Source organism: Methylotuvimicrobium sp. KM1 (genome assembly GCF_044788715.1).
GTDB lineage: Bacteria > Pseudomonadota > Gammaproteobacteria > Methylococcales > Methylomonadaceae > Methylotuvimicrobium.
Genome location: NZ_CP173170.1, coordinates 1,184,991 through 1,207,755, shown reverse-complemented (window position 1 = coordinate 1,207,755; position 22,765 = coordinate 1,184,991). Strand labels below are relative to the sequence as shown.

Below are 22,765 nucleotides of genomic sequence, written 5' to 3'. Positions count from 1 at the left end.
GACCACGACTTTTATAAGGGTTCATCTGAAATGAAATGCGCAAAGTTAGCACGTATTTCGGCAATAACATCCATGCTGAGCCCAGTCAGTTCGACTATGTATTCATCGCTCATCTCCCGGCGGATCATTCTGATCGCTAAGTTGCGTTTTTCATCTAGCCGGGCTTTTTCGAATAGACTCAGAAAGACCCTTTCGCGCAGCCTTGGTGGAATTTCGTCCAGTTCATCCTCGGTTTTGGTGAAATTGGGTAGCGTTAAATAAATAAAGGTTAATTTGTCGTAAAAAACCTGATGGTGCTGGCTTTTCAATTGAACCCGATGCACGACTTCGTGACGGCCTTGGCTTTCGTCTTCATCAAAGACAAAATCCAGGATGCCGATCGCATAAAACGCAGCCAGCTTAAAATTCCAGTCACCTCGCTCGGCTTGCTGTTGAATCGGAAACGTGGAATAAAATACGCTACGATCTTTAAAGAAATTCTGCTTAGCCTTTTGCAATTCCACGATGAAGTATTCGCCGGCCGAGCTGATACAGCTTAGGTCGAAAATCGCTTTGCGGTCTTAAGCCGTCGCACCCTGGCGCTCATTTTGATTGAATTGCAACTCATGGATTTGGTGCTTTTCCGGCAGCAGGGTATTTAAAAAGCTGATCAAGTGCTCTTTACCGGCCTCTTCCAAACGCTTTTTTGAAACCGAAGTCGGTAAATAGGTTGATATATTTTTCTTTCATGGCACGGTTTGAGCTTTATGCGAGTTGTTATGGTGAAGTTTAGCATACCTATTGTTCGGTTTTTTCATGCTTTAGACGAACCCGACATCGTCCTCTGATTTTCGCCGACTGTATCTAGCTTACTCTATGATAAAGGTGCTTAAACTCAAGGCAAACGCATTAAAAATACCTTTCCTCATCCCCCTCGGCCCTCCATCACTACCATTAAGTTAAGGGGAGCCCGTCATTCCGCCATGGACTGGCGGAACTCAGTGCCATGAATGGCAAGCTTTTAACCTAAAAAGATCATTTGAGCGTCTCAAACTATCTCGCCCTGAGCCCTTCGGCTACGCTCAGGCGAGCCCCTTCGGCTACGCTCAGGAGAGCCCTGTCGAAGGGTGAACGGTAGTTTGAGGCTTCACCAGGTCGGTGAAAGTGTTGTAGACCCTTCATGCTTCGACTTGGCTCAGCACGAACGACCTACAACACATGCCAACTGCTCTTTTTAGGATAATGACGAATTACGCGCGATTCTTAAAATCATTTCACGAAAATCGGCTAAGCCTCACTGTTGATTAGTTAATTCCAGTTACCCACAAAACCTGTGGATAACTCTGTGTGTATCTTGATGATGAATACTTCGATGCCCCGTAATTATTACAGTTTTGTTAAATTGATCATTTTTTATACAGCCTGTATATTTTCATTAAATCAATAACTTACGAAACAATACGGGTTTCTGTAAGTCATTGATTTATGATTTTAGGTCCGGAAATCGCATAATGCGCTTGGTGTGTATAAGCCGGTAACGGTCAAGTCATTTTTTAATTTTTTTGCAATCGAAAAACCTTGACAGGCTCCGAGTTAACGAAAAGCTTGCCAGACTCGAGCCGGCGGTTTATGTTCGGCGTTAAGAATTCCACATAACAAGGAGATTCGCGATGCATAAACAATATATTCCCGCATCATTACGCTTGCTTTTTCTATCGAGCTTACTTGCCGCTAGTATTTCCGATCTCGCCGCCGAAGGAGCCCAAACCATGAACTTTAAACTTCAATCACCCGATTTCAATGAACACGGTCCGATTGCCAAAACTTTTACCTGTGACGGAGACGATGTTTCTCCGGCATTAACTTGGTCCGGAATACCGGCAAACACCAAAACACTGGCGCTGATCATCGACGACCCCGACGCACCGGACCCGAAGGCGCCGAAAATGACCTGGGTGCATTGGGTGCTCTACAACATCCCATCCACAGCATTGGAACTTCCGCAAGGCGTTAGCGTCGATGCGTTGCCCGAAGGAACCTTGCAAGGCAAGAACGATTGGAAAAAAACCGGCTATGGGGGCCCGTGCCCGCCGATCGGCCGGCATCGTTATTTTCATAAACTCTATGCCTTAGATATCGAGCTACCTGACCTCAATGAGCCAACCAAAGCCGAACTTGAACAGGCGATGCAAGGACATATTCTCGACAAGGCCGAATGGGTGGGAACTTACGAACGTTAGCTATAAAATTAGCTAAGGATTTCGTGAAAAATAACTTCCTGGAGTTATGAGCTTTGTCGAGGGAAGTTATTTATGACCGAATCCTAATGTTATAGCTAATTTTTGAATATACCTTTCGCACTTCAAATTTCGGCAGTGCCTTAGGAGGCACCCCGGTGCCGAATTTTGATCTACGATGGATATATAGGGAGTAAATGAGCAGGGGGGCGCTCAGTCTTGCCGATGGAATCATCGGAAACGCCCGGCATAAACCGGACGTTTCTGTGTGGAGCTTTGTGTCAATCGATGCTGAACGGATGCTCGAGCATGATGGTTTCGTCGCGGTCGGGACCGGTCGAGAGGATCGCTACTTTGACGCCGACCAATTCTTCAATGCGTTTGATATAGGCTTTCGCGTTTTCGGGAAGCTTATCGTATTCGGTCACACCTTCGGTGCTTTCGCTCCAGCCCGGCATTTCCTCGATGATCGCTTCGCAAGCCTGATAACGGTCGGCGCCTAACGGAGCGGTTTCGGTGACTTCGCCATCCAATTTGTAAGCAGTACAAATGCCGATTTTTTCGAGGCCGTCGAGCACGTCGAGCTTAGTCAGGCAAATGCCTGTCAAACTGTTCAATTGCGCAGATTTGCGCATCGATACCGCATCAAACCAACCGGTTCGGCGTTTGCGTCCGGTCGTCGCGCCGAACTCATGACCTTTCACCCCGAGATGCTCGCCGACATCGTTCATTAATTCGGTTGGGAAAGGACCGTTGCCGACCCGTGTCGAATAAGCCTTGGTAATACCCAATACATAATCGAGATTCAACGGACCGACGCCGGTTCCGGTCGAGGCGCCACCGGCCGTCGTATTCGACGATGTCACATAGGGATAGGTTCCATGGTCAATGTCGAGCAATGCGCCTTGTGCGCCTTCGAACAATATTTTTTTACCAACGTTTTGATACTTTGAGAGGACGTCGCCGACATCGGCCAACATCGGCTTGAGTTGTTCGCCTTGAGCCAGAACTTCGTCGAGTGCTTGGTTAAAATCGACCGCATCGACTTTATAATAATTTGTCAGCATGAAGTTGTGATAATCCAGCAACTCTTTTAGTTTGTCGCTGAAGCTGCCGACATCGAATAGGTCACCGGCGCGCAAACCTCTTCGCGCGACTTTGTCTTCATAAGCCGGTCCGATGCCGCGCCCGGTCGTGCCGATGGCCTTGTTTCCGCGCGCCAGTTCGCGGGCCTGATCGATCGCGACATGAATCGGCAGGATCAACGCACAGGCTTCGCTAATCAATAAGCGATCCTTGACCGAAATGCCGGCTTTCTCGAGAATTTCAATCTCTTCCAGCAGCGCATTCGGCGCCAATACCACGCCGTTACCGATCATGCATTGCACGTCTTTTCGCAGAATACCGGACGGTATCAGATGCAATACGGTTTTCTGGCCTTGAATGACCAAGGTATGGCCCGCGTTGTGGCCTCCTTGAAAACGGACGACCGCATCCGCTTGATTGGTTAACAAATCGACCAGTTTACCCTTTCCTTCGTCACCCCATTGAGTGCCGATAACTACAACATTTTTTCCCATGATGATTCCAAAATTAAGCGATAGCCTTAACAATCCAATTGGTATTATTTTTTTCCAAGATCGAAGTAAATCCAAGCTCTTTGTAGTTTCCGGTCTGTCCGGGTAATTCACGGATGACGGTACGGCCTTCGGCACGTAAATCCCGAATTTTTTCGGCCAACTCCCTGTCTTCGGAAGCGGGGGCAAAAATAATTTCCGGTTGCTCAAGCGGAATAATGTCTTTACTCAAAACCGATAATAATTTTAAATCGGCGCTAAAACCGGTTGCAGGACGCGCTCTACCGAAGACTTCGCCAATATTGTCGTAGCGTCCGCCTCTAGCTATCTCTCGCCCTACGCTCGGCATGAAAGCCGCAAACACGACACCGGTATGATAACGATATCCTCTGAGTTCGGCCAAATCGAAACTCAGCGGTAAATCAGGAAAAGCGGCCGCCATTTGATCGGCAATCATTTGCAAATCTGCCAAGGCCTGTTTTACGGCATCGCCGGCATCGTCAAACACGGCTCGCGCTTGCTCGAGTATTTCGTAACCGCCATTGAGTTCCGGCAGCTTGAGCAACATTGCTTTCAGGCGTTCATCGAGAGCCAATCCTTCGATGAGTTCTCGAATTTCCGGCCGCGCTTTTCGCTGCAAGGCGTCGAACAATGCTGCTTCGTCGGCATCGGTCAATTCAGCCTGTTCCGATAAGGCTCGATAAATACCGACATGCCCCAAGTCGAGATGAACATTTTTCAAACCGGACATCGCCAACATTTCCAACATCAACGAAATCACTTCGACATCGCTCTCACGGCCTTCGTGACCGTATAGTTCCGCACCGATTTGCATGGGACTCCGGGTTTTTTCCAACGGATCCCCAAGCGTGTGCAATACCGTTCCGACATAGCATAATCGAGCAGGCGTACAATTATTAAGGTTATGCGCATCGATACGTGCAACTTGCGGCGTCATATCGGCACGAATACCCAACATTTCACCGCTCAGCTGATCGGTTAATTTAAAAGTTTGGAGATCCAAATCATGACCGGACCCGGTCAACAAAGAATCCAAATAATCGATCATTGGCGTAATGACCAGCGAATATCCCCAACACGAAAAGACATCCAACAACTTGCGCCTAAGATTTTCCAGGTGCTTAGCTTCAGCCGGCAAGACCTCTTCAATACCGTCGGGCAAAAGCCAAGTATTTTTTTGTTGCATTTTTTACGTATCCACTCAAACAAAACGCCCCGTCAAGACGGAGCGTTAGCGTTGTCAAGTGTCCAATCGAAACGATTGAACATTAAAATTTACCAATTTTTATTTCTGAGACTTGAAGTACTTAAAGAACTCCGATTCCGGATCTATGACCATCAATCGGTCGGAATCACTGAAGGTATCTTTATAAGCATTGATACTACGATAAAAGCTGTAAAATTCCGAATCTCTTGTAAACGCTTTAGCATAAGTATCGGCTGAAATCGCATCGCCTTCGCCTCGCAGCTTCTCGGCTTCTCTAAAGGCTTCGGCAAGAATCACGACACGTTGTCTATCGGCATCGGATCGAATGCGTTCAGCAGCCTCGGAACCTTGAGAGCGAAACTCCCTGGCTACCCGCTCACGCTCGGCTTCCATCCTTCTGAATACGGAACTACTGACATCGGCCGGCAAATCGATACGCTTAACTTGAACGTCGATGATATCGAGACCCAACTCCGCCGCAATCTCTCTGGTTTTATCAATCAAGATTTCCCGAATGATTTTACGGTCGGTCGCGACCAACTGCGTGATATCGCGTTTACCGAATTCGCTACGAAAGGCATCCTTGATGATTTGATCCAGTCTTAAATTGGCTTGATTAATATCGCCGCCGACTACCGTATAAAACGCCTTGACATTACCGATACGCCATTTAACAAAAGAGTCGACGATTACGTTTTTCTTCTCGGCAGTCAAAAAACGCTCCGGCGTGGTATCCATCGTTTGAATACGACTATCGAATTTTTTGACATTATTGACGATTGGCCATTTGAAATGGATGCCGGACTCATAATCGTCTTTGACGATTTCACCCAACTTGAATTTAATGGCTTTTTCGGTTTCCGATACGGTAAAAATAGACATCAATCCAAGGAATAGGATTGCGGCCACACCGATTAAAAGTTTATTCAAAGTCATTAGCGTCCCCTTCCTTCACGACCGCGAGTAGTGGTTCGAAAAACCGGCTCGAGCGGCCTAGTTTGTGTCACGCTGCCGGTTTGAGGCTTTGGCGCGGATTCTTCCGTTGGAGATTGTTTAATCAATTTATCCAAGGGTAAATACATCAAATTATTACCGCCTTTTACATCGAGGAAAACGGTATTCGAATGGGTCAATACACTTTGCATCGATTCGATGTACAAGCGATTACGCGTCACTTCAGGAGCCTTTTTGTACTCGCCGAGCAAGGCCAAGAAACGACTGGTTTCACCTTCCGCACGAGCTATCACCTGCTGCTTATAACCTTCGGCTTCCTCCAGTTTTCTTGCCGCGGCGCCGCGCGCTTTCGGTATCACATCGTTCGAGTATGCTTCCGCTTCATTGATCAAACGCTGCTGATCTTCTCGAGCCTTGATCGCATCTTCAAACGCACCCTGAACTTGCTCAGGCGGCTGAGCATCCTGCAAGTTGACACTGGTTATTTGGACACCCGATTCATAAGAATCCATGACATCCTGAATTTCCTCCTTGATTTGCGCCACAATTTCGGTACGTCCTTCGGTCAAGACAAAGTCCATTTTACTCGACCCAACCACACCACGCTGAGCCGCTTCGGTCACCTGTTTTAGTGTGATCTCAGGGCTAACGACGTTGAACAGGAAATCCTTCGCATCCTTGACTTGATATTGCACAGCCAAACGAACATCGACGATGTTTTCGTCCTTAGTCAACATCAATGCTTCTTTCGGCACCGACCCCAAAGTCTGTTGAGAGCCGCCACTACGATAACCGACTTCTATAAAACGTTGCCGTCTGACATTTACTAATTCGACGCTTTCGATCGGAGCAGGAATGTGCCAATTCAAACCGGCTTGCGTCGTTTCGGTATATTTACCGAAACGCGTAACGACACCGTTATTACCTTCATCGACGATATAAAAGCCGCTTAGGCCCCATAGAACGACAGCGCCTCCAACAAGAAACCCGAAACCTTTCATCGATCCGCCCGGTGAACTACCGCCACCGCCACCGCCGCCAAAAATTCCGCCGATTTTTTCCTGAAGCGCTCTGATCGCTTCATCCAGATCCGGAGGACCTTTATCGTCTCCTCCACGACCGCTCCAAGGATCTTTTTTACCGCCGCCAGGCTCATTCCAGGACATAGCTATGCTCCATTTGGATTTTCTTAAATTAAACATTAAAAAGACGTCTATTACAGTAAAATAAAAAATCGGAGATACGAAAAATCAACATTCGCAACCGCTTCAATCACTTAATAAACCTATAAATTTAAACAAAAATTATTTTTGGCTCTCACGTTTTACGCTTAGTTTTATTGACTGCTTCCGATAAAGACCGCGAACACGAAGAGAGCAAAAACATTTGGATTATGGGTAATCATCAAGTCGGCGATTATCCTAAAAAAACCGCCGTTGTACAAACCAACTTATCGAGATAAGAATATTCATACTACGCCTCCAACTTATCAAGCGATTTCAAAACACCCAAATGCTTTTTATCGATTTCGACTAGTAAATCCCATCCTCCCGTATCGCTCACTTCTTCCTCGAGGACCGTTCCTAAACGAAAAAGCTTCGCTCGAACGTCGCCTTGAGTTGGCAAAAGATTGATCTGTCGTCGCACTTTGCTGGAAGCAAAAATTTCGGCTAACACCTGATACAGCAAATCAATGCCTGCACCGGTTTCGGCCGACAACCAGACTCTCAGAGCATTACCTTCATCATCCCTATCGATATGCGGCTCAATATCCGGCAAGAGGTCAATTTTATTAAACACTTGCAGCTGTCTGATTTCATCCGCTTCGATATCCTCTAAAACCTGATTAACCTGGGCTATAGTTTCATCGCGGTCTTCGGCATTAGCATCGATCACATGCAGAAGTAGATTTGCCTCGCTAGCTTCTTGTAATGTCGATCTGAAAGCGGCAACCAACTCATGAGGTAAATGCCGAATGAATCCGACGGTATCGGCCAAGACAATTTCGGCATTATTGGGCAATACGCATTGGCGCAAAGTTGGATCGAGCGTCGCAAATAACTGGTCGGCCGCATAAATTTCCGCGCCGGTCATCGTATTGAATAGCGTCGACTTCCCCGCATTGGTATAACCGACCAACGAAACCGATGGAACTTCAGCTTTTTTACGTTTACTTCGCCCTTGATGTCGCTGTTTGGCAACTTTATTCAAGCGGCGTTGAATTTGTTTGATCCGAACCCCCAAAAGCCTGCGGTCGGTCTCAAGCTGTGTTTCACCGGGTCCCCTTAAGCCGATCCCGCCTTTTTGCCGCTCCAAATGCGTCCAGCCGCGAATTAGGCGAGTGGATAAATGCCGCAATTGAGCCAATTCGACTTGAAGCTTGCCCTCGAAAGTCTGCGCCCGCTGCGCAAAAATATCCAAGATCAAACCATTGCGATCGACCACACGAACTTCCAACGCTTTTTCGAGGTTGCGCTCTTGGCTTGGTGACAAAGGGTGATTAAACAAGACGATATCGGCCGAATAATCGCTAATAGCCTGCTTGAGCTCCTCAAGCTTGCCGGTACCGATAAAATATTTCGAATCGGGGCTTTGCCGGCTGCCGGTCAACACATAAACCGGATCGGCACCCGCCGACTTAGCCAATTCTTTTAATTCCGAAAGGTCTTCGGGTGAAGTATGTAATGTGAGGTGAACGAGCACGGCCCGTTCACCGGCATTTGGACGCTCAAACAATCAAGCGCTCCTTGTATCGTTAATCTTCAATGAGTTCGTTATCACGGGTGATTTTTACGGGTTTTCCTGGAACGATCGTTGAAATGGCATGTTTATAAACCATTTGGCTGACCGTGTTCTTTAGCATAATGACATATTGATCGAACGAATCGACACGACCTTGCAGCTTGATTCCGTTCACTAAAAAAATCGATACAGGGGTATGCTCTTTTCTGAGTGTATTTAAAAAATTATCCTGCAAATTTTGCCCTTTCGACATCCGCTTTCTCCTTATTATTTTTAGCTAGCCTAAATAAACTATGAATACACTATACCAATACTTTTCAGTAAGTCTAACTTAATTCGCAGAGCATTTTAACCCGTTTTTAATACTCTTGGACAATTATTAACCAATAGCACACTGATCACCCTCGGCAATCAAGCATGACTGGAATTTTTTTATTGTCAAATGCCGGCTAGATTCAATACTGATGCTTATTTAATCAAAAATAATCCTATAGGGACTTCGTGAAAAATAACTTCCTGGAGCTATGAGTTTTGTAGCGGGGGCGGTAACTCGCTTGACAGGACGCCGTGGACCCAGCACCTAAATTATCCAAGTTAATTAACCATAGCCAATGGGCTATGGAATTTAGGTGCTGAGTGAATACGTCCGTGTAGGCTTGACGGCGGCTTTCCTTGCCGCCGACACCTGCCAATCGAGTTACCGAACCTGCTTACCTTGCATTAAAAATAGGGAAGTTATTTATGACCAAATCCTAGGGAAAATTTTCAATAAACTACTCTTGAACGACTATGTAACAATTTTTCCCGACACTGAACAAAATCATCATAGCTTTCCAAAAACTTAATCGGCGATACCGATACCCTAATTTCGCGCATATCTAAGACCGTCGATGCCCGCACGTAGACAAAGGTCGGCGCGTTACCTCGCAATAATGCATCGAGCATATCTTCTGCTGCATTTCCATACACACTGAGTCGATCAAAATCTCGGCCATGCGCAGCACCGTCCAAATATACCGCATGATTAGGTGACGCTAACTCGTTATGTATCCAAGGTGCTGTTGCTTCGATGACATTCGCCTTAATGATATCGGCCTTAACTCGTCTTTCCTGCAATGAGAATTTTAACGCAGCCCCGGAACGATGACTGAACACCGCTACGCCATAATTGGGGACGGTTTGTTTAAGAAGGCACTCCGATTGACCGCTTTCAACGTCCCATTTTGCATCCATCATCGGCACTTCGTAAAACTCTGCATAAGCCTTTGCAGTCGAAACAATTAATAATAATACAATCAACCCACTAAAAAGTTTCATATTCATAACCCGGTCGTTTTTATCCATATACAGATAGTATCGGCAAACTAGGCGGATTATTTAAACTGATCCATGACAAAATCCTCGACTACCTTGACGAAGTGATCGGGCTGTTCGGCATGCAACCAATGCCCGGCATTCGCAATTGTTGCGACAGCCGCGTTAGGAAACAACGCCGGAACGGCTTCGGGCCGAAAATAAGTGGAATTTTCTCCGGTTATGAACAATACCTCTCCGACAAAACCCGCCACTCCCTCAACGGAAGGAAAACCGACGATATAATCGGCCGACTGTTGGCAATAATCCAGATTGATGCGCCAAGCATACTGTCCATCCCGCAATATCAAGTTTTGCAATAAAAATTGCCTGAAGCCAATATCGGGAATCGCCTCAGACAAAAAATCGTCAGCCTGTTTACGATTCGAAAGCGATGCTAAAGGCAAGCGGTCAAGCGCCTCGATAATACGATCGAAATTGTGTTGATAAGCGACCGGCGCAATATCCGCGACTAACAAACGCGACACCCGCTCGGGATAATTGAGCGCGAACCACATCGCGGTCTTGCCGCCCATGCTATGTCCAAGCAAGGTAGCCGATTCTAAATTCAGACGATCCATAAATGTCGCCAGATCGGATGCCATCAGCGGATAGTTCATGCTCTCGGCATGGGGCGATGCGCCATGATTGCGCTGATCCGGCACATAAACACGGAAACGCTCGGACAAACGCTTGGCAATTTGCCTCCAGTTGCGAGACGATGCTAAGAAGCCGTGCAAGATAACCATTGGCGGCGCGCTCTCTTCACCGAAGGTTTCATAATGTAACTGAATGTCGCTCATGATCATATAAAGCTGAATGCCGCACCGATCAAGCCGCCGAAAACACCGCCCCAAACCACAAGCCATCCCAAGTGTTGGCGGATAATGGTCTGCACGATTTCCTTGACTAGCTGAGGCGTTAATTGATTCAAGCGTTTATCGATAACAGTCTCAATTTTGTCGACAATATCCTCGCCAATCTTATGAGCGTCCAAACTATGATGTAAAGCTTCTTTGAATCGCTCCGAATCAACCGTTTCAGTTAAAATGAGCTTCATTTTCTCGGTAAAAGGCTCTTTGAGCGGCTTCAATGCGTCTTCTCCACCCATCATCATCAGCATGCCGCCGAACGAAGAGTTCATGATCGAAGCCACCAGCCCCTCGTAAACCCGATCATAATCGACTGCATTCAGTATCGGCTCTAAATTCAATACCTTGCCGCCCTCCTGCTCTTCTTTCTCGATAAATTGCTCAACATTTTCGACGGTAAAAAACTGTTGCATCATCAGCAGCTTGATCGACGATTTAAATTCCTCGAAGCGATTAGGGATAACGCCGGAGCCATATAACAACGGCACTTTTTCAAATAACATATGCACAGCTAACCAATTGGTAATCGCACCCGATAATGCAAAAAAACCGATCGCTTTCATTAAATCTTGCTGTACCGGGCACACATAACCGGTAACAACGATCAAAACCGCCAGCAAGTTCGTGATTAAACTTTTGTTGAACAACTTTTTCATGATGGGTTAAACAATAATAATCTTTACTGTAAAAGTTCGTTGATTAGGACTCTTTATCTAATTTTTCGATATGAAAAACAATGTTGGTTCCGAAGAGGGTGCGGTTGCTCGACCGGCAGGCGTCGGCGGCAGGGCAGATTTTTGCTCCTCGGCAATTGCTCCTGCATTGCCCTAATACACGCCGTCCATGGCGTAATTCAAAATCTGCATTCATGCCATCCATGGCAATCAGATTCCGCCGTCGAGCCCACATGGACGTATTCACCCAGCACCTAAATTCCATAGTCCATTGGCTATGATTAACTATCTTTGATAATTTAGGTGCTGGGTTCACGGCGTCCTGTCGGGCGAGTGGCCGCACTCTAACCCGCCTCGCACTTTCATTTGCTGGGGTGATTGCCTGGCCTTCATGAACGTTACGATGGATGCATTATCCGGGACTATGGGGACGATATCATCGGTTTCAAGCCGTTTAAACATATTGCCCGGCACACCAACCCGACGACCATGCCCACTGAAAGTTATAACCGCCGAGCCAACCGGTCACATCGAGCACTTCGCCAATGAAATACAAACCCGGCACATCATGGCAGCCCATCGTTTTCGATGAAATTGCGTTACAATCGACGCCGCCAATCGTCACTTCGGCGGTGCGGTAGCCTTCCGTCGCGTTCGGTTTGATCGTCCAATGGCTGATACAGTCAGTAATAACATCGATTTTAGCAGTCGATAAATCCGCCATATTACTGTTTAGCAACTTTTCTTCGATTAGACAGGCGATTAAACGTTTCGGCAACAATTCGACTAGCACGGTCTTTAACGCGGCCTTAGACTTTGTCGTTTTAAGCTGCCAAAGATGCTCGGCAAGATCGGTCTCGGGTAACAAATCGATCGTCAATGACTGTCCGGGACGCCAGTAGTTGGAAATCTGCAGCATCGCCGGACCGCTTAATCCCCTATGGGTAAACAACAAATTCTCGGTAAAACTTTGCTCTAAACAACTCACCCGGCATAACAGTGCGATACCGGAAAGTTCGGATAATCGGTGCTTGTCGTCCGGTTGCAGCGTAAACGGAACCAAGCCCGCCGAGGTCGGCCAAACTTTAATACCGAATTGTTCGGCGACTTTATAGCCGAAAGGCGTCGCTCCCATTTTAGGAATCGACAGACCGCCGGTAGCAATCACTAGCGAACGGCATAAATAATTTTGCAGCTTGGTGTTAATCAGGAATTGTCCATCGGAACGATGCTCAATGGCTTCAATGTGGGTATTCAAACTAATGTCGACACCGACCGAATCGCACTCGGTCAACAGCATGTTAAGAATATCCTTAGCGCTGTCGTTACAAAACAGACGACCGAATTCTCGCTCGTGATAAGGGATGCGATAACGCTGAACCCAATCCAGAAAATCCCATTGTGTAAATCGACTCAAGGCCGATTTACAAAAATGCGGATTATGTGAAATATAATTGTCCGACTCAACCGAATAATTGGTGAAGTTACAGCGTCCGCCTCCGGACATCAGAATCTTTTTACCGGGCTTTGCGGCTAATTCCAACACTTTCACATTGCGCTTGCGCTTACCTGCTTCGATGGCGCACATTAACCCCGAAGCGCCCGCACCGATTACGACGACATCGGTTTCCACCATAGTTTATATCCGGAAAAAAGCGGCGAACTATACAAGAACCGCAATCAAATCACCAGACTTCGAGTCAATCGGCGTGAGAAATTAGCCTTGTAGGACATACATAAGCGACAAGCGCATTTGAAAAAAAAAGAGACGGGGCCATCAAAAACTTTTTTGCTCCGTATATCCTTCCGGCTCATGCATGAGCACAGCGCCCAATTCAGCGAATCGAAACAAACGCATTGCGCGTTCGCCGTTATAATCGAGCACTCGTAAAGGACGATCCGCACTCAATTCTTGTTCGGCCTTTTCGAAATGATGTCCATAACGCTCTCTGGCTAACGGCACCGGAATTTCATAGGCCACAAACTTTTCGACGCCCTTGCCTGCCAGCACCGCTAAAAAAGACTGATCGTCGACTTGCGAACGATCCGTCATCACAACCATCGTGCCGCTACCGGAGAATAATAAAAATACTTTCATCGTTTAAGCCTCCCGAAAACCCGTAAGCAATAACCTCAACCGGAGGTAAGAATAATATGACAAGCTTGCGCATGCTCGGCTGCCGTTCGACCAAGGTCGGTCAAATATCCGCCATCTGCTTGCGTTACTAAGCCCTTTTGGTACAAACGCGCTACTGCATCGATTACAGAGGCATCGGCATCCTTATGGATTTTGATTCCCTCGAGTGTCGTCGTCAGATTGTAATGCAGCAAAATATTGAGTTCGTCCACTAATTCTTGTTTGAGCATGTATGTTCCCCATTTATTATTAATATCATTAGACCACAGAATAAGCGGTAAGCGGTAAGCGGTAAGCGGTAAGCGGTAAGCGGTAAGCGGTAAGCGGTAAAAATGACGCAGTATTTGAATCATTTGTCAAGCGCCGATTTCACCTTTCACCTTTCACCTTTCACCTTTCACCTTTCACCTTTCACCTTTCACCTTTCACCTTTCACCTTTCACCTTTCACCTTTCACCTTTCACCTTTCACCTTTCACCTTTCACCTTTCACCTTTCACCTTTCACCTTTCACCTTTCACCTTTCACCTTTCACCTTTCACCTTTCACCTTTCACCTTTATTACGTCCGATTAACGAACCGATCAAGATCACAATCTTCTCCATAGCTCCCTTGTTATCTGCTACAAATTGCAATCCTTTTTGGACCAATGCATCACGCGCCGTTGGATTTTGATGGAAATAATCAACATTAGACAGGATTTCCGCTTCGTTGAAACATTGAACCGCAGCCTCAACGGCTAACACATTGGATTGAATCTCTCTGAAATTATCCATGTAAGGGCCGAACATCACCGGAACTCCAAGTGCCGCCGGCTCTAAAATATTATGCCCTCCGACCGGCACCATACTACCGCCGACAAAAGCCAAATCGGCAGCGGCATAAAACAACTTCAATTCGCCCATGCTATCTAATAAGAATACGTCGGTTTCATCCGCACATTTCAATCCGGACGAACGGGTTATCGGCTTTAAATCATTGCTGACAATCAGACGCTCGACTTCGGAAAACCTTTCAGGGTGACGAGGGACGAGCAATAGGAGCAACTCAGGTATCGAGGCTTTGAGCTTCGGATAAAGGCTTAAAAAAATCGCTTCTTCGTTCTTATGCGTACTGGCGATAATCCAAACAAAGCGCCCGGCGAAGTATTCCTGCTTTAGTTGCTTACCTCGGTCCAGGAATTGCGAATCGATGTCGATATCGAACTTCAGATTGCCAACCGATTGAATACGCTCTCGTTCCGCACCGATCGACACGAATCGTTCGGCATCCTCCTTTGTTTGAGCGGCAATTTGACTAACGCAAGCAAGTGCCGGTTTAATCAGGCTCGGAATTTTGGCGTAACCGCGCGCGGATTTATCGGACAATCGAGCATTGACAATACATATTGCAACACCCTTTGCTTCGCAGGCTGCAAATAGATTGGGCCAAATTTCGGTTTCCATAATGACCCCAATCTCGGGTCTGAATGCAGCAATAAACCGCGCGACTGAACAGGGCGTATCGTAAGGAAGGTAAACATGAGCGACGGAATCAGCCAAAACAGCTTGGATACGCGCGGATCCGGTCGGTGTGGTTGTGGTTATCAGAAACTTTTTTTCAGGATAATCTTGCTGAAGGCGCTTAATTAACGGAAAAGCTGCCTCGGCCTCACCGACCGATACGGCATGAAACCAAATAAACGGACCTTCGAAATTGCGCCGATACAGCCCAAGCCTCTCCCAATATCGATTACGGTATTCGGGCGCCTTGATACTCCGCCAAAGCAATCGCCCAAAAATCAGCGGCAATAATAAATAAAAAACGGCGGAATAAATAACTCGCACGATGTTTAGCCTTAACATTCCGGAAAAAAGTGAGGGTACTAATTCGATTAATCCTAAATTCGGCACTCAGCCCACGAAATACACGAAATTAATCTGCGGTTACATAAATTTTCAGAATCACCTATGTAGGTGAACGACTTGAAAAGTATAACTATATGAATATTTTCGTGTGTTTCGTGGACAAAATGCTTTTTCCAGGATGATGAAAGCTATTCTGAAACGGCATAATGGTTTTTATACCTTTCGCACTTCAAATTTCGGCAGTGCCTGAGGAGGCACCGGGGCGTTCGTTCGGCCCCTCACCTAACGCTAGGTGAGGGACCAGCATGGATCTGGCATAGAGCCTACAGGGATGTATTCACGGCGTCCTTTGACGGACACCCCGGTGCCGAATTTTGATCTACGATGGGTATGCTCACCTCTTTTTCTTAGCCGGTTAGACCATAATACTTTCATCCTAACGATCATGAAGAAGCTTTCGTCACCCCGGCAAATGAAAGTACGAGGGGATAATTAGGGTGCGGTCACTCGCCCGACAGGACGCCGTTAATACGTCCATGTAGGCTCGACGGCGGCTCCCTGCCGCCGACGCCTGTCGGTCGAGCAACCGCACCCTCTTAGGAACCGACATTTTCGTTGCTGAACTTTTGTATATCGAAAAATTAGATAACGAGTCCAAATCTACGAACTTTCACAGTAATAAAGAGCAGTTGGCATGTGTTGTAGACCGTTCGTGCTGAGCCAAGTCGAAGCATGAAGGGTCTACAACACTTTCACCAGCTTAGTGAAGCCTCAAACTACCCATTTTAAGCTCATTGGCAGGACGGGGTTTGTAACCTCGTCCTAAACGTTTCGACTTTGGTCAAAGCCAATCAAAACGTTCGGGGCGGAGGATGGATGATGAGAGCTTTTCTGAAGCCGCAAAAATTTCCAATTACCGTTTTTTCAACCGGTTATCATGTAATATTTTCTACCTGGCGCGCCACTTCGCCGGATGCCAAGTCGAGAGCGCATTTGTAACATTCAAGCGCCGAATTTTTATCGCCTTTTTCGGTCAATAAGTCTGCTAACAATTGATAAGCCGAAACCGAAGGTTCCAAGGCAATACTTTTTTCCAAATATTGCCCAGCCTTATCCGTTTCTTTACAACGTTTACTGATTTTACCGAGAACCCTCAACAAAACTGCATTATCGGGATAGGCCTTAAGCCAACCTTCTGCGGTTTTAAGCTGCCTTTGAGGTTCGTTGGATTGAACGCTCCCGAACAATACCAACAAAGTTTCGTCCCAATCCTCGGAAATCGAGCGTGCTAGTTCGTCCTCTATTTTGGCGCCCGCACCAACATCGATCATACCGGCAAAATAAATAGCGGGAATCCCTTGTATACGCTTAATATAATCAGGCACCTCCTGCCAGACTTCTTGAATCTTGGTATAATCGCCGTTTTCCGCCGCCTGCCTCAACAAGCCGCTAAAAACCTCGGCTTCCAGCAGTTTGATTTCGGTTTCCATCAACACTTTACTTTTATTCATCGACGGAATAATTTTGCGTATCGCCTCCCAGTCCCCTAATTGGCGATACGTCTGATGCAACAGCTTCAAAACACTGGCATGAGCGGGATTGATGGAGTGTAGTTTTTTCAGCGTGTCGAGCGCTTGATCGAACTGCTGCTCCGACAAATGCATTTCCGCCTGGGTCAAACCAACCGCAATATCGGCGCCCGGCGATCGCTCCGCGGCAATTCTTAGATATTCATCGCGCTTTTCAACAGCTCCGCGCGACTGAGCGGCGCGTGCCGCAGTCAAATAATGAATCAATGGCGCGCCACTATGCGATGCATGTTTGATCAGAATTTTTTCGGCTTTTTCCCAATTTCCTTCCGCCGAATCTACTAAGCCTGCGATCAAAGCTTCTTGAGATCGGTTGTATTTGACACTTTGACCATGAGATTTAACCTTGCCGGGTAGCCGAAGCAACCAGCCCAAAAGGCGAAAAAACATATAGAACAGAAAAAAGGCAATGACTAACGTTACACCTAACGCCACCAAAGACGTTTCCAAGGACCAATTGCCGATACCAATCAAGACATAGCCCGGATCGTCGTAGCGAGAAAACCAACTGTGTATCCCAAAAGCGACCGCGATGGCGATAAACAGCGAGCCCAGAAAAAAAATAATATTTTTCATAATGTACCCGTTGTTATATTCAGGATGGCTCAGGAGCCGACAAAGCCTTATCGGTTTCGATTCTTAGTTTGGTGATATCGCGTAGCATTTTTAGTGAATGACTGATATCGGGATATTGACTATGTAAACTAATCGCTTCGAGCTTATCCAATTCGGCCACGAAGTTTCTGGCGATCGAATTACTTGTAAAATGTTCGGCAACCCATTCCTTTGCATCGGCAATACTGGCCTTGTATAAAACTTCGTTTTGCTGCACCAAACCGATTTTTATCATTTCTAATTTGACACGCAATTGTTGGCGAGTGAACTGCGCTTCCTCCGGCGTAATAATTTCAGTGATAGGCTGGTCGGTATGCCTCACCGTTACCACTCCTTGCAAACTTTTTAACGCTTTCGACAGAAGGTCGTGCTCTTCATCGGTATGCTGAGCATGATCGTGTATTTCTTCAGACGGCGTCAGAGGCTTACCTGAATAAGGTTTAATCAACGACAACTTACCGATTTCGGTCTCTAATGTTCTGATTGACGAATAAACCCCGACAATATCGAGCAGTTGCACCTTACCTAATTCGGCAATTTCTTTGGCAATTTGTTCGCGTACTTTATAGGCGGCCGCATCGCCGCTTTCACGCAAACGTTGATCCGCCGCTTGCAATGCTTCACGAGCAGTCTCGACATCGCCGGTCAACTGCAGGCGCTGATTTGCGACGCTAAGCAAATACTCGGCATCGGCGATTAACCAATCGCCACGCGTTTTACCCAATTGGCGCTGAACCTGTTGAATTCGAGTATTCAAATCGGTACGTATCGCTTCCAATTTTTCGGACTGCAGTTGAGAAAACTCGGTTAAGGATTCGTTAATCAACCTATCTTTCGCTTTCAAATCTGATTCGATCGTCGTCAAATGCGATTGAATCGCGGCAATTTGCGTTTGGTAGCCGCTGATTTGCTTAGTCAACTCGAATAATTGCATATCTCCTTTAGAGACTTCACCGCCAAGCGTCTCCTGCTGCTGTCTTAACTGAGCAAATAAAAACAAGCCTATGCCAACGATCGATAGGATAACCAAAAAAACAATCACCGCCAGCCAAAATCCACTTCGGGATCGGTGTACTTTTTCGCTGCTATTCGCCGTTTTCGTATCCGTTTCAGCTTCCGCTTCCCGCTCTTGATTTTCAGTCACTTCGGCCACACTATTCCCCATTGCACACAGTAGTTACTTTTTGAACAATCGCTTCGTCATCCGGACCGGAGGCTAAAGCGATTCTTTTAAAGCCGATATCCTCGGCAAGATATTTCATTCTTTCGCTGATAACGACTAACGGGACGGAGATCAATTCCGGCTTTGCGTAAGAACTTAACATATCCACAAGATTGCGCAATGCTTCACCGCTGCTTACCGTGACCAGGCTAAGTTCTCCGCGTTTTAACAAATCAACCACCGGCTGAACATCGGATTGCGGTCGAATTCTTTGATAGACCTCCCAATATTCAACGGTCGCACCTCTTTCGCGCAAAGTATCGGCAAGTTTTTCCCGACCGCCTTCGCCCCTGACTATTAAAAAGGAGCGGCCCTCAACCTCATGAAAATAAGGCAGTGTCAATAAAGCTTCGCTATCGAAACCAGTCTCAGGCACCCAATCCACGACGAGTCCTGCAGACTCCAAAGCTCTGGCCGTGGCTTTTCCAACAGAAGCGATTTTACACTGTTTAAACGGGGCTATTTTGCCATTATTCGCTTGCAGCGCAAAATTTACCGCATTAGCGCTGACAAAGATTACACAATCGAAATACTGTAGCCTTTCAAGCTTTTCGAATCCGCCCGTCGAACAAGGCAGCGGAGCAATTTCGAGTACTGGAAAGCGCACGGCTCGCCAACCACGATTCTCGATCATTCGAGCCAAATTGTGCGCCTGATGAACCGGGCGAGTCACCAGCACTGAAAACGGTTTTGCATTCGTCATTAATCTAAAACAAAGCTTGCAAAATTTTATCGGCGCCGTTAGCCAATAACTCTTCGGCAATCGACACACCGATCTGCTCGGCCTGTTCGGCCGGCCCGCTTCGTTCGGCGCGATATATCACACTACCGTCCGGATCGCCGACCAAACCTCGCATGTAAAGAATATCCGATTGCAAGGTCGCAAAACCGGCGATCGGAACTTGGCAGCCGCCTTTTAATCGAGCATTCATTGCACGCTCGGCCGATACACAAATATGGGTTTCCGGATCGTGTAGCCGACTTAATAATTCGTTGATAACTGTATCGTCGCTTCGGCATTCGATCCCGATCGCGCCTTGCCCGATGGCCGGCAGACTTTCGCTAGGATCGAGCCGCGCGGCGATTCTATGCTGCATACCTAAGCGAATCAGCCCGGCCGAGGCAAGAATGATCGCATCGAATTCGCCCGCATCGAGCTTGGCCAATCGGGTATTGACATTACCTCTCAATGTTAATATTTCGGCATTGGGAAATCTTTCCTTGATTTGACATTGTCGTCGCAAACTGCAAGTCCCTATTCTAGGTCGTTCGGGCAGCTCGCTCAGCGAAGCATAGTGATTAGACACAAAGGCATCGGTAGGATCTTCACGCTGTAAAATCACCGACAAATGCAAGCCATCCGGAAATTCCACCGGCACATCCTTCATTGAATGCACGGCAATATCGGCCCTGCCTTCCAACATCCCCTGCTCCAACTCCTTGACAAATAAGCCTTTGCCGCCAACCTTAGCCAATGGCGCATCCAACAATTTGTCGCCTTTCGTGGTCATCGTGACCAATTCGGTTTCGAGTCCAGGAAAAGCCCGCTTCAACCGATCGGCGACATGTTCGGCTTGCCATAAGGCCAAGGGACTCTTGCGAGTTGCGATACGAATGATTTGATTTGCCAAAACAACACCCAATATTCAACTAAAAATGCACATTGTAACCTGTCCGACAAGCACAATCCTTAGCGAGTTTCACTTTCGGCAGACAAAGCCTTGCTCGACCTAAAAAACTCACTTTAATTCTATGCACTTACAGAACGCATGCCCTATTGAAAACTTTTTCTTCACATATACGCAAATGGGGCGAATCAACAATTTTCAGAACAACGAAAGCCTGCGTATCGCATATAATGAGCTATTTACAATTTCAGCACCGAAACTTATGACCAACGTTAACTCCGAAAAACTATCCAGCGCCCGATTTGCCGAGGCCACCGACGCCTTTGTAGAAATCTTCACCGCTTCGGTCGACTTCGACAAACGCATGGCCCAGCAAGACATTCAAGGTTCGATCGCTCACGCAACAATGCTGGGCAAAATCGGCATCCTCACCGAAAACGAACGCGATGCGATCATAGAGGGCCTCCAACAAATCGGCATCGAAATCGAGCAAGGCCAATTTAATTGGTCCGTCAAACAAGAAGACGTTCATATGAACATCGAAGCTCGCCTGACCGATATGATCGGCATTGCCGGCAAAAAGCTGCATACCGGACGCTCCCGCAACGATCAGGTCGCGACAGACATTAGGCTTTATTTGCGCGATGAAATCAAGCGCATCCGCGCCGAACTGACCCGTTTGCAAAATGCCATTTTGAACCTTGCCGAACGCGAAGCGGACACGATCATGCCCGGTTTTACCCATTTACAGGTCGCGCAACCAATCACTTTCGGACATCATCTGATGGCTTGGTTCGAAATGCTCAAGCGCGACAACGAGCGCTTAGCCGACTGCCTAAAACGAATCAATATCATGCCGTTGGGAGCCGCGGCATTGGCTGGCACCAGCTATCCGATCGACCGACACATGACCGCGCAACTGTTGCAATTTGCCGAACCGTCGGCTAATTCGCTGGATTCGGTCAGCGACCGCGATTTCGCAATCGAATTTTGTGCCGCGGGCAGTTTGATCATGATGCATCTATCGCGCTTCTCAGAGGAACTGGTGTTATGGTCCAGCGCCCAATTCGATTTCATCGATATTCCTGATGCTTTCTGCACCGGCTCATCTATCATGCCGCAAAAGAAAAACCCCGATGTTCCGGAATTGGTCCGCGGCAAATCGGGGCGCGTCACCGGACATTTGATGTCGCTGTTGATGCTAATGAAAAGCCAACCCCTAGCCTATAATAAGGATAATCAAGAAGACAAAGAACCGTTGTTCGATACTGCCGACACCCTAATCAATTGCCTGCGCGCATTCGCGGACATGGTGCCCCGCTTGAGCGCAAAAAAAGACAAAATGTACCGCGCCGCGAAACAAGGCTTCGCGACCGCGACCGATCTGGCCGATTATCTGGTCAGAAAAGGCCTGGCCTTTCGAGATGCGCATGAAATTGTCGGCCGAGCCGTGCGGCTCGGCGTCGAAACCCAACGCGACTTGTCTGAGCTAACGCTTACGGAATTGCAACAGTTTTCCGACTGCATTGACGAAGACGTCTTTAACGTATTAACTTTAGAAGGCTCGGTCGCCGCCCGAAAGCATATCGGCGGAACCGCGCCGGATACCGTTAGGGAGGCCATTAGCAAAGCGAGAACCGAACTTGCAGGGAATGCTTGAATGCTGGTGAATGGTGAATGGTGAATGGTGAATGGTGAATGGTGAATGGTGAATGGTGAATGGTGAATGGTGAATGGTGAATGGTGAATGGTGAATGGTGAATGGAAAAGCATAGCCGAAAGATCAAGGCAAGCCACTGATCTTTATGTCTATCGCATTTCAAATTGAGGCATTAGGACATGGCTACGCAGGGATGTAATGAATGCAGAAAATACATTACTCCAAGGATGGCGGTATTAGAGCAATGCAGGAGCAATTGCCGAGGAGCATTTTTCGCTGCCCTGTATCAGACTAGTTGTCGCCTAATGCGCCTTCTATTGTTGTCTTACTAAATGCCATCCATGGCGTAATGCAAAATCAATATTCGCCCCGGACCGAAATTTGACTATCAAAGAGTATAACCTAAAGTTATAACAGTACGAAACCTTTCACGTAACGGCGGCTTCCGCGCC

Annotated in this window: 21 protein-coding genes; 3 read left to right on the top strand and 18 right to left on the bottom strand. The window is 47.2% G+C overall.

Going from position 1 to position 22,765, the window contains the following annotated elements; translation table 11 throughout:
* Positions 1–11: 11 nt before the first annotated feature.
* Complete coding sequence (locus ACINK7_RS05235) at positions 12–503, bottom strand: PD-(D/E)XK nuclease family transposase (protein ID WP_404360246.1); 492 nt, start codon at positions 501–503, stop codon at positions 12–14.
* A gap of 1,146 nt (positions 504–1,649) precedes the next feature.
* Here ACINK7_RS05235 and ACINK7_RS05230 point away from each other — a divergent pair.
* Positions 1,650–2,219, top strand: a complete 570-nt coding sequence (locus tag ACINK7_RS05230) for a YbhB/YbcL family Raf kinase inhibitor-like protein (RefSeq protein WP_404360244.1) — start codon at positions 1,650–1,652, stop codon at positions 2,217–2,219.
* Between the two features lie 278 nt (positions 2,220–2,497).
* Here the strand turns inward: ACINK7_RS05230 and ACINK7_RS05225 are convergent, their stop codons facing one another.
* From ACINK7_RS05225 to hflK, 4 genes are all read right to left on the bottom strand, one after another.
* A complete protein-coding gene (locus ACINK7_RS05225; protein ID WP_404360243.1) occupies positions 2,498–3,796 on the bottom strand; it encodes an adenylosuccinate synthase in 1,299 nt (432 codons plus the stop codon).
* A gap of 13 nt (positions 3,797–3,809) precedes the next feature.
* Positions 3,810–5,000 (bottom strand): ATP phosphoribosyltransferase regulatory subunit, encoded by a 1,191-nt coding sequence (locus ACINK7_RS05220; protein ID WP_404360242.1) that lies wholly within the window; start codon positions 4,998–5,000, stop codon positions 3,810–3,812.
* Positions 5,001–5,099: 99 nt separating this feature from the next.
* A complete protein-coding gene (gene hflC, locus ACINK7_RS05215; protein ID WP_404360241.1) occupies positions 5,100–5,957 on the bottom strand; it encodes a protease modulator HflC in 858 nt (285 codons plus the stop codon).
* Entirely contained in the window at positions 5,957–7,141 is a 1,185-nt protein-coding gene (gene hflK, locus ACINK7_RS05210; RefSeq protein ID WP_404360240.1) for an FtsH protease activity modulator HflK, read from the bottom strand. Before hflK ends, hflC begins: the two co-directional genes overlap by 1 nt.
* Before the next feature lie 173 nt (positions 7,142–7,314).
* On the opposite strand from hflK, the gene ACINK7_RS05205 reads away from it, so the two are divergent.
* Positions 7,315–7,437: a hypothetical protein gene (locus ACINK7_RS05205; protein WP_404360239.1), complete on the top strand. Its 123-nt coding sequence runs from the start codon at positions 7,315–7,317 to the stop codon at positions 7,435–7,437.
* Positions 7,438–7,448: 11 nt separating this feature from the next.
* Here ACINK7_RS05205 and hflX read toward each other — a convergent pair whose 3' ends face one another.
* The 13 genes from hflX to hemC form a co-directional block, all read right to left on the bottom strand.
* A complete protein-coding gene (gene hflX / locus ACINK7_RS05200; RefSeq protein WP_404360238.1) occupies positions 7,449–8,711 on the bottom strand; it encodes a ribosome rescue GTPase HflX in 1,263 nt (420 codons plus the stop codon).
* Between the two features lie 19 nt (positions 8,712–8,730).
* Positions 8,731–8,970 carry an RNA chaperone Hfq gene (gene hfq, locus ACINK7_RS05195; RefSeq protein WP_125220321.1) on the bottom strand — a complete coding sequence of 80 codons (240 nt, stop codon included), beginning with the start codon at positions 8,968–8,970 and terminating at the stop codon, positions 8,731–8,733.
* Positions 8,971–9,482: 512 nt separating this feature from the next.
* Positions 9,483–10,061, bottom strand: a complete 579-nt coding sequence (locus tag ACINK7_RS05190; RefSeq protein ID WP_404360237.1) for a hypothetical protein — start codon at positions 10,059–10,061, stop codon at positions 9,483–9,485.
* A 29-nt stretch (positions 10,062–10,090) separates the two neighbouring features.
* Positions 10,091–10,873 carry an alpha/beta fold hydrolase gene (locus tag ACINK7_RS05185; protein ID WP_404360236.1) on the bottom strand — a complete coding sequence of 261 codons (783 nt, stop codon included), beginning with the start codon at positions 10,871–10,873 and terminating at the stop codon, positions 10,091–10,093.
* 2 nt (positions 10,874–10,875) lie between these two features.
* A complete protein-coding gene (locus tag ACINK7_RS05180; RefSeq protein ID WP_404360235.1) occupies positions 10,876–11,598 on the bottom strand; it encodes a DUF445 domain-containing protein in 723 nt (240 codons plus the stop codon).
* 472 nt (positions 11,599–12,070) lie between these two features.
* Positions 12,071–13,252 carry an NAD(P)/FAD-dependent oxidoreductase gene (locus tag ACINK7_RS05175; protein WP_404360234.1) on the bottom strand — a complete coding sequence of 394 codons (1,182 nt, stop codon included), beginning with the start codon at positions 13,250–13,252 and terminating at the stop codon, positions 12,071–12,073.
* A gap of 141 nt (positions 13,253–13,393) precedes the next feature.
* On the bottom strand, positions 13,394–13,714 hold the full coding sequence (locus ACINK7_RS05170) for a hypothetical protein (protein WP_404360233.1): 321 nt from the start codon (positions 13,712–13,714) through the stop codon (positions 13,394–13,396).
* Between the two features lie 35 nt (positions 13,715–13,749).
* Entirely contained in the window at positions 13,750–14,106 is a 357-nt protein-coding gene (locus ACINK7_RS05165) for a TIGR02647 family protein (protein WP_404360232.1), read from the bottom strand.
* 191 nt (positions 14,107–14,297) lie between these two features.
* Entirely contained in the window at positions 14,298–15,578 is a 1,281-nt protein-coding gene (gene waaA, locus ACINK7_RS05160) for a lipid IV(A) 3-deoxy-D-manno-octulosonic acid transferase (RefSeq protein ID WP_404360231.1), read from the bottom strand.
* Between the two features lie 956 nt (positions 15,579–16,534).
* Positions 16,535–17,764: a heme biosynthesis HemY N-terminal domain-containing protein gene (locus ACINK7_RS05155; RefSeq protein ID WP_404360230.1), complete on the bottom strand. Its 1,230-nt coding sequence runs from the start codon at positions 17,762–17,764 to the stop codon at positions 16,535–16,537.
* A 19-nt stretch (positions 17,765–17,783) separates the two neighbouring features.
* Complete coding sequence (locus ACINK7_RS05150) at positions 17,784–18,956, bottom strand: uroporphyrinogen-III C-methyltransferase (RefSeq protein ID WP_404360229.1); 1,173 nt, start codon at positions 18,954–18,956, stop codon at positions 17,784–17,786.
* Position 18,957: 1 nt separating this feature from the next.
* Positions 18,958–19,728: a uroporphyrinogen-III synthase gene (locus ACINK7_RS05145; RefSeq protein ID WP_404360228.1), complete on the bottom strand. Its 771-nt coding sequence runs from the start codon at positions 19,726–19,728 to the stop codon at positions 18,958–18,960.
* Between the two features lie 4 nt (positions 19,729–19,732).
* Complete coding sequence (hemC, locus tag ACINK7_RS05140) at positions 19,733–20,656, bottom strand: hydroxymethylbilane synthase (protein WP_404360227.1); 924 nt, start codon at positions 20,654–20,656, stop codon at positions 19,733–19,735.
* A 259-nt stretch (positions 20,657–20,915) separates the two neighbouring features.
* Between hemC and argH the strand changes: the two genes are divergently transcribed.
* Positions 20,916–22,313, top strand: a complete 1,398-nt coding sequence (argH, locus tag ACINK7_RS05135; RefSeq protein WP_404360226.1) for an argininosuccinate lyase — start codon at positions 20,916–20,918, stop codon at positions 22,311–22,313.
* Positions 22,314–22,765 lie beyond the last annotated feature (452 nt).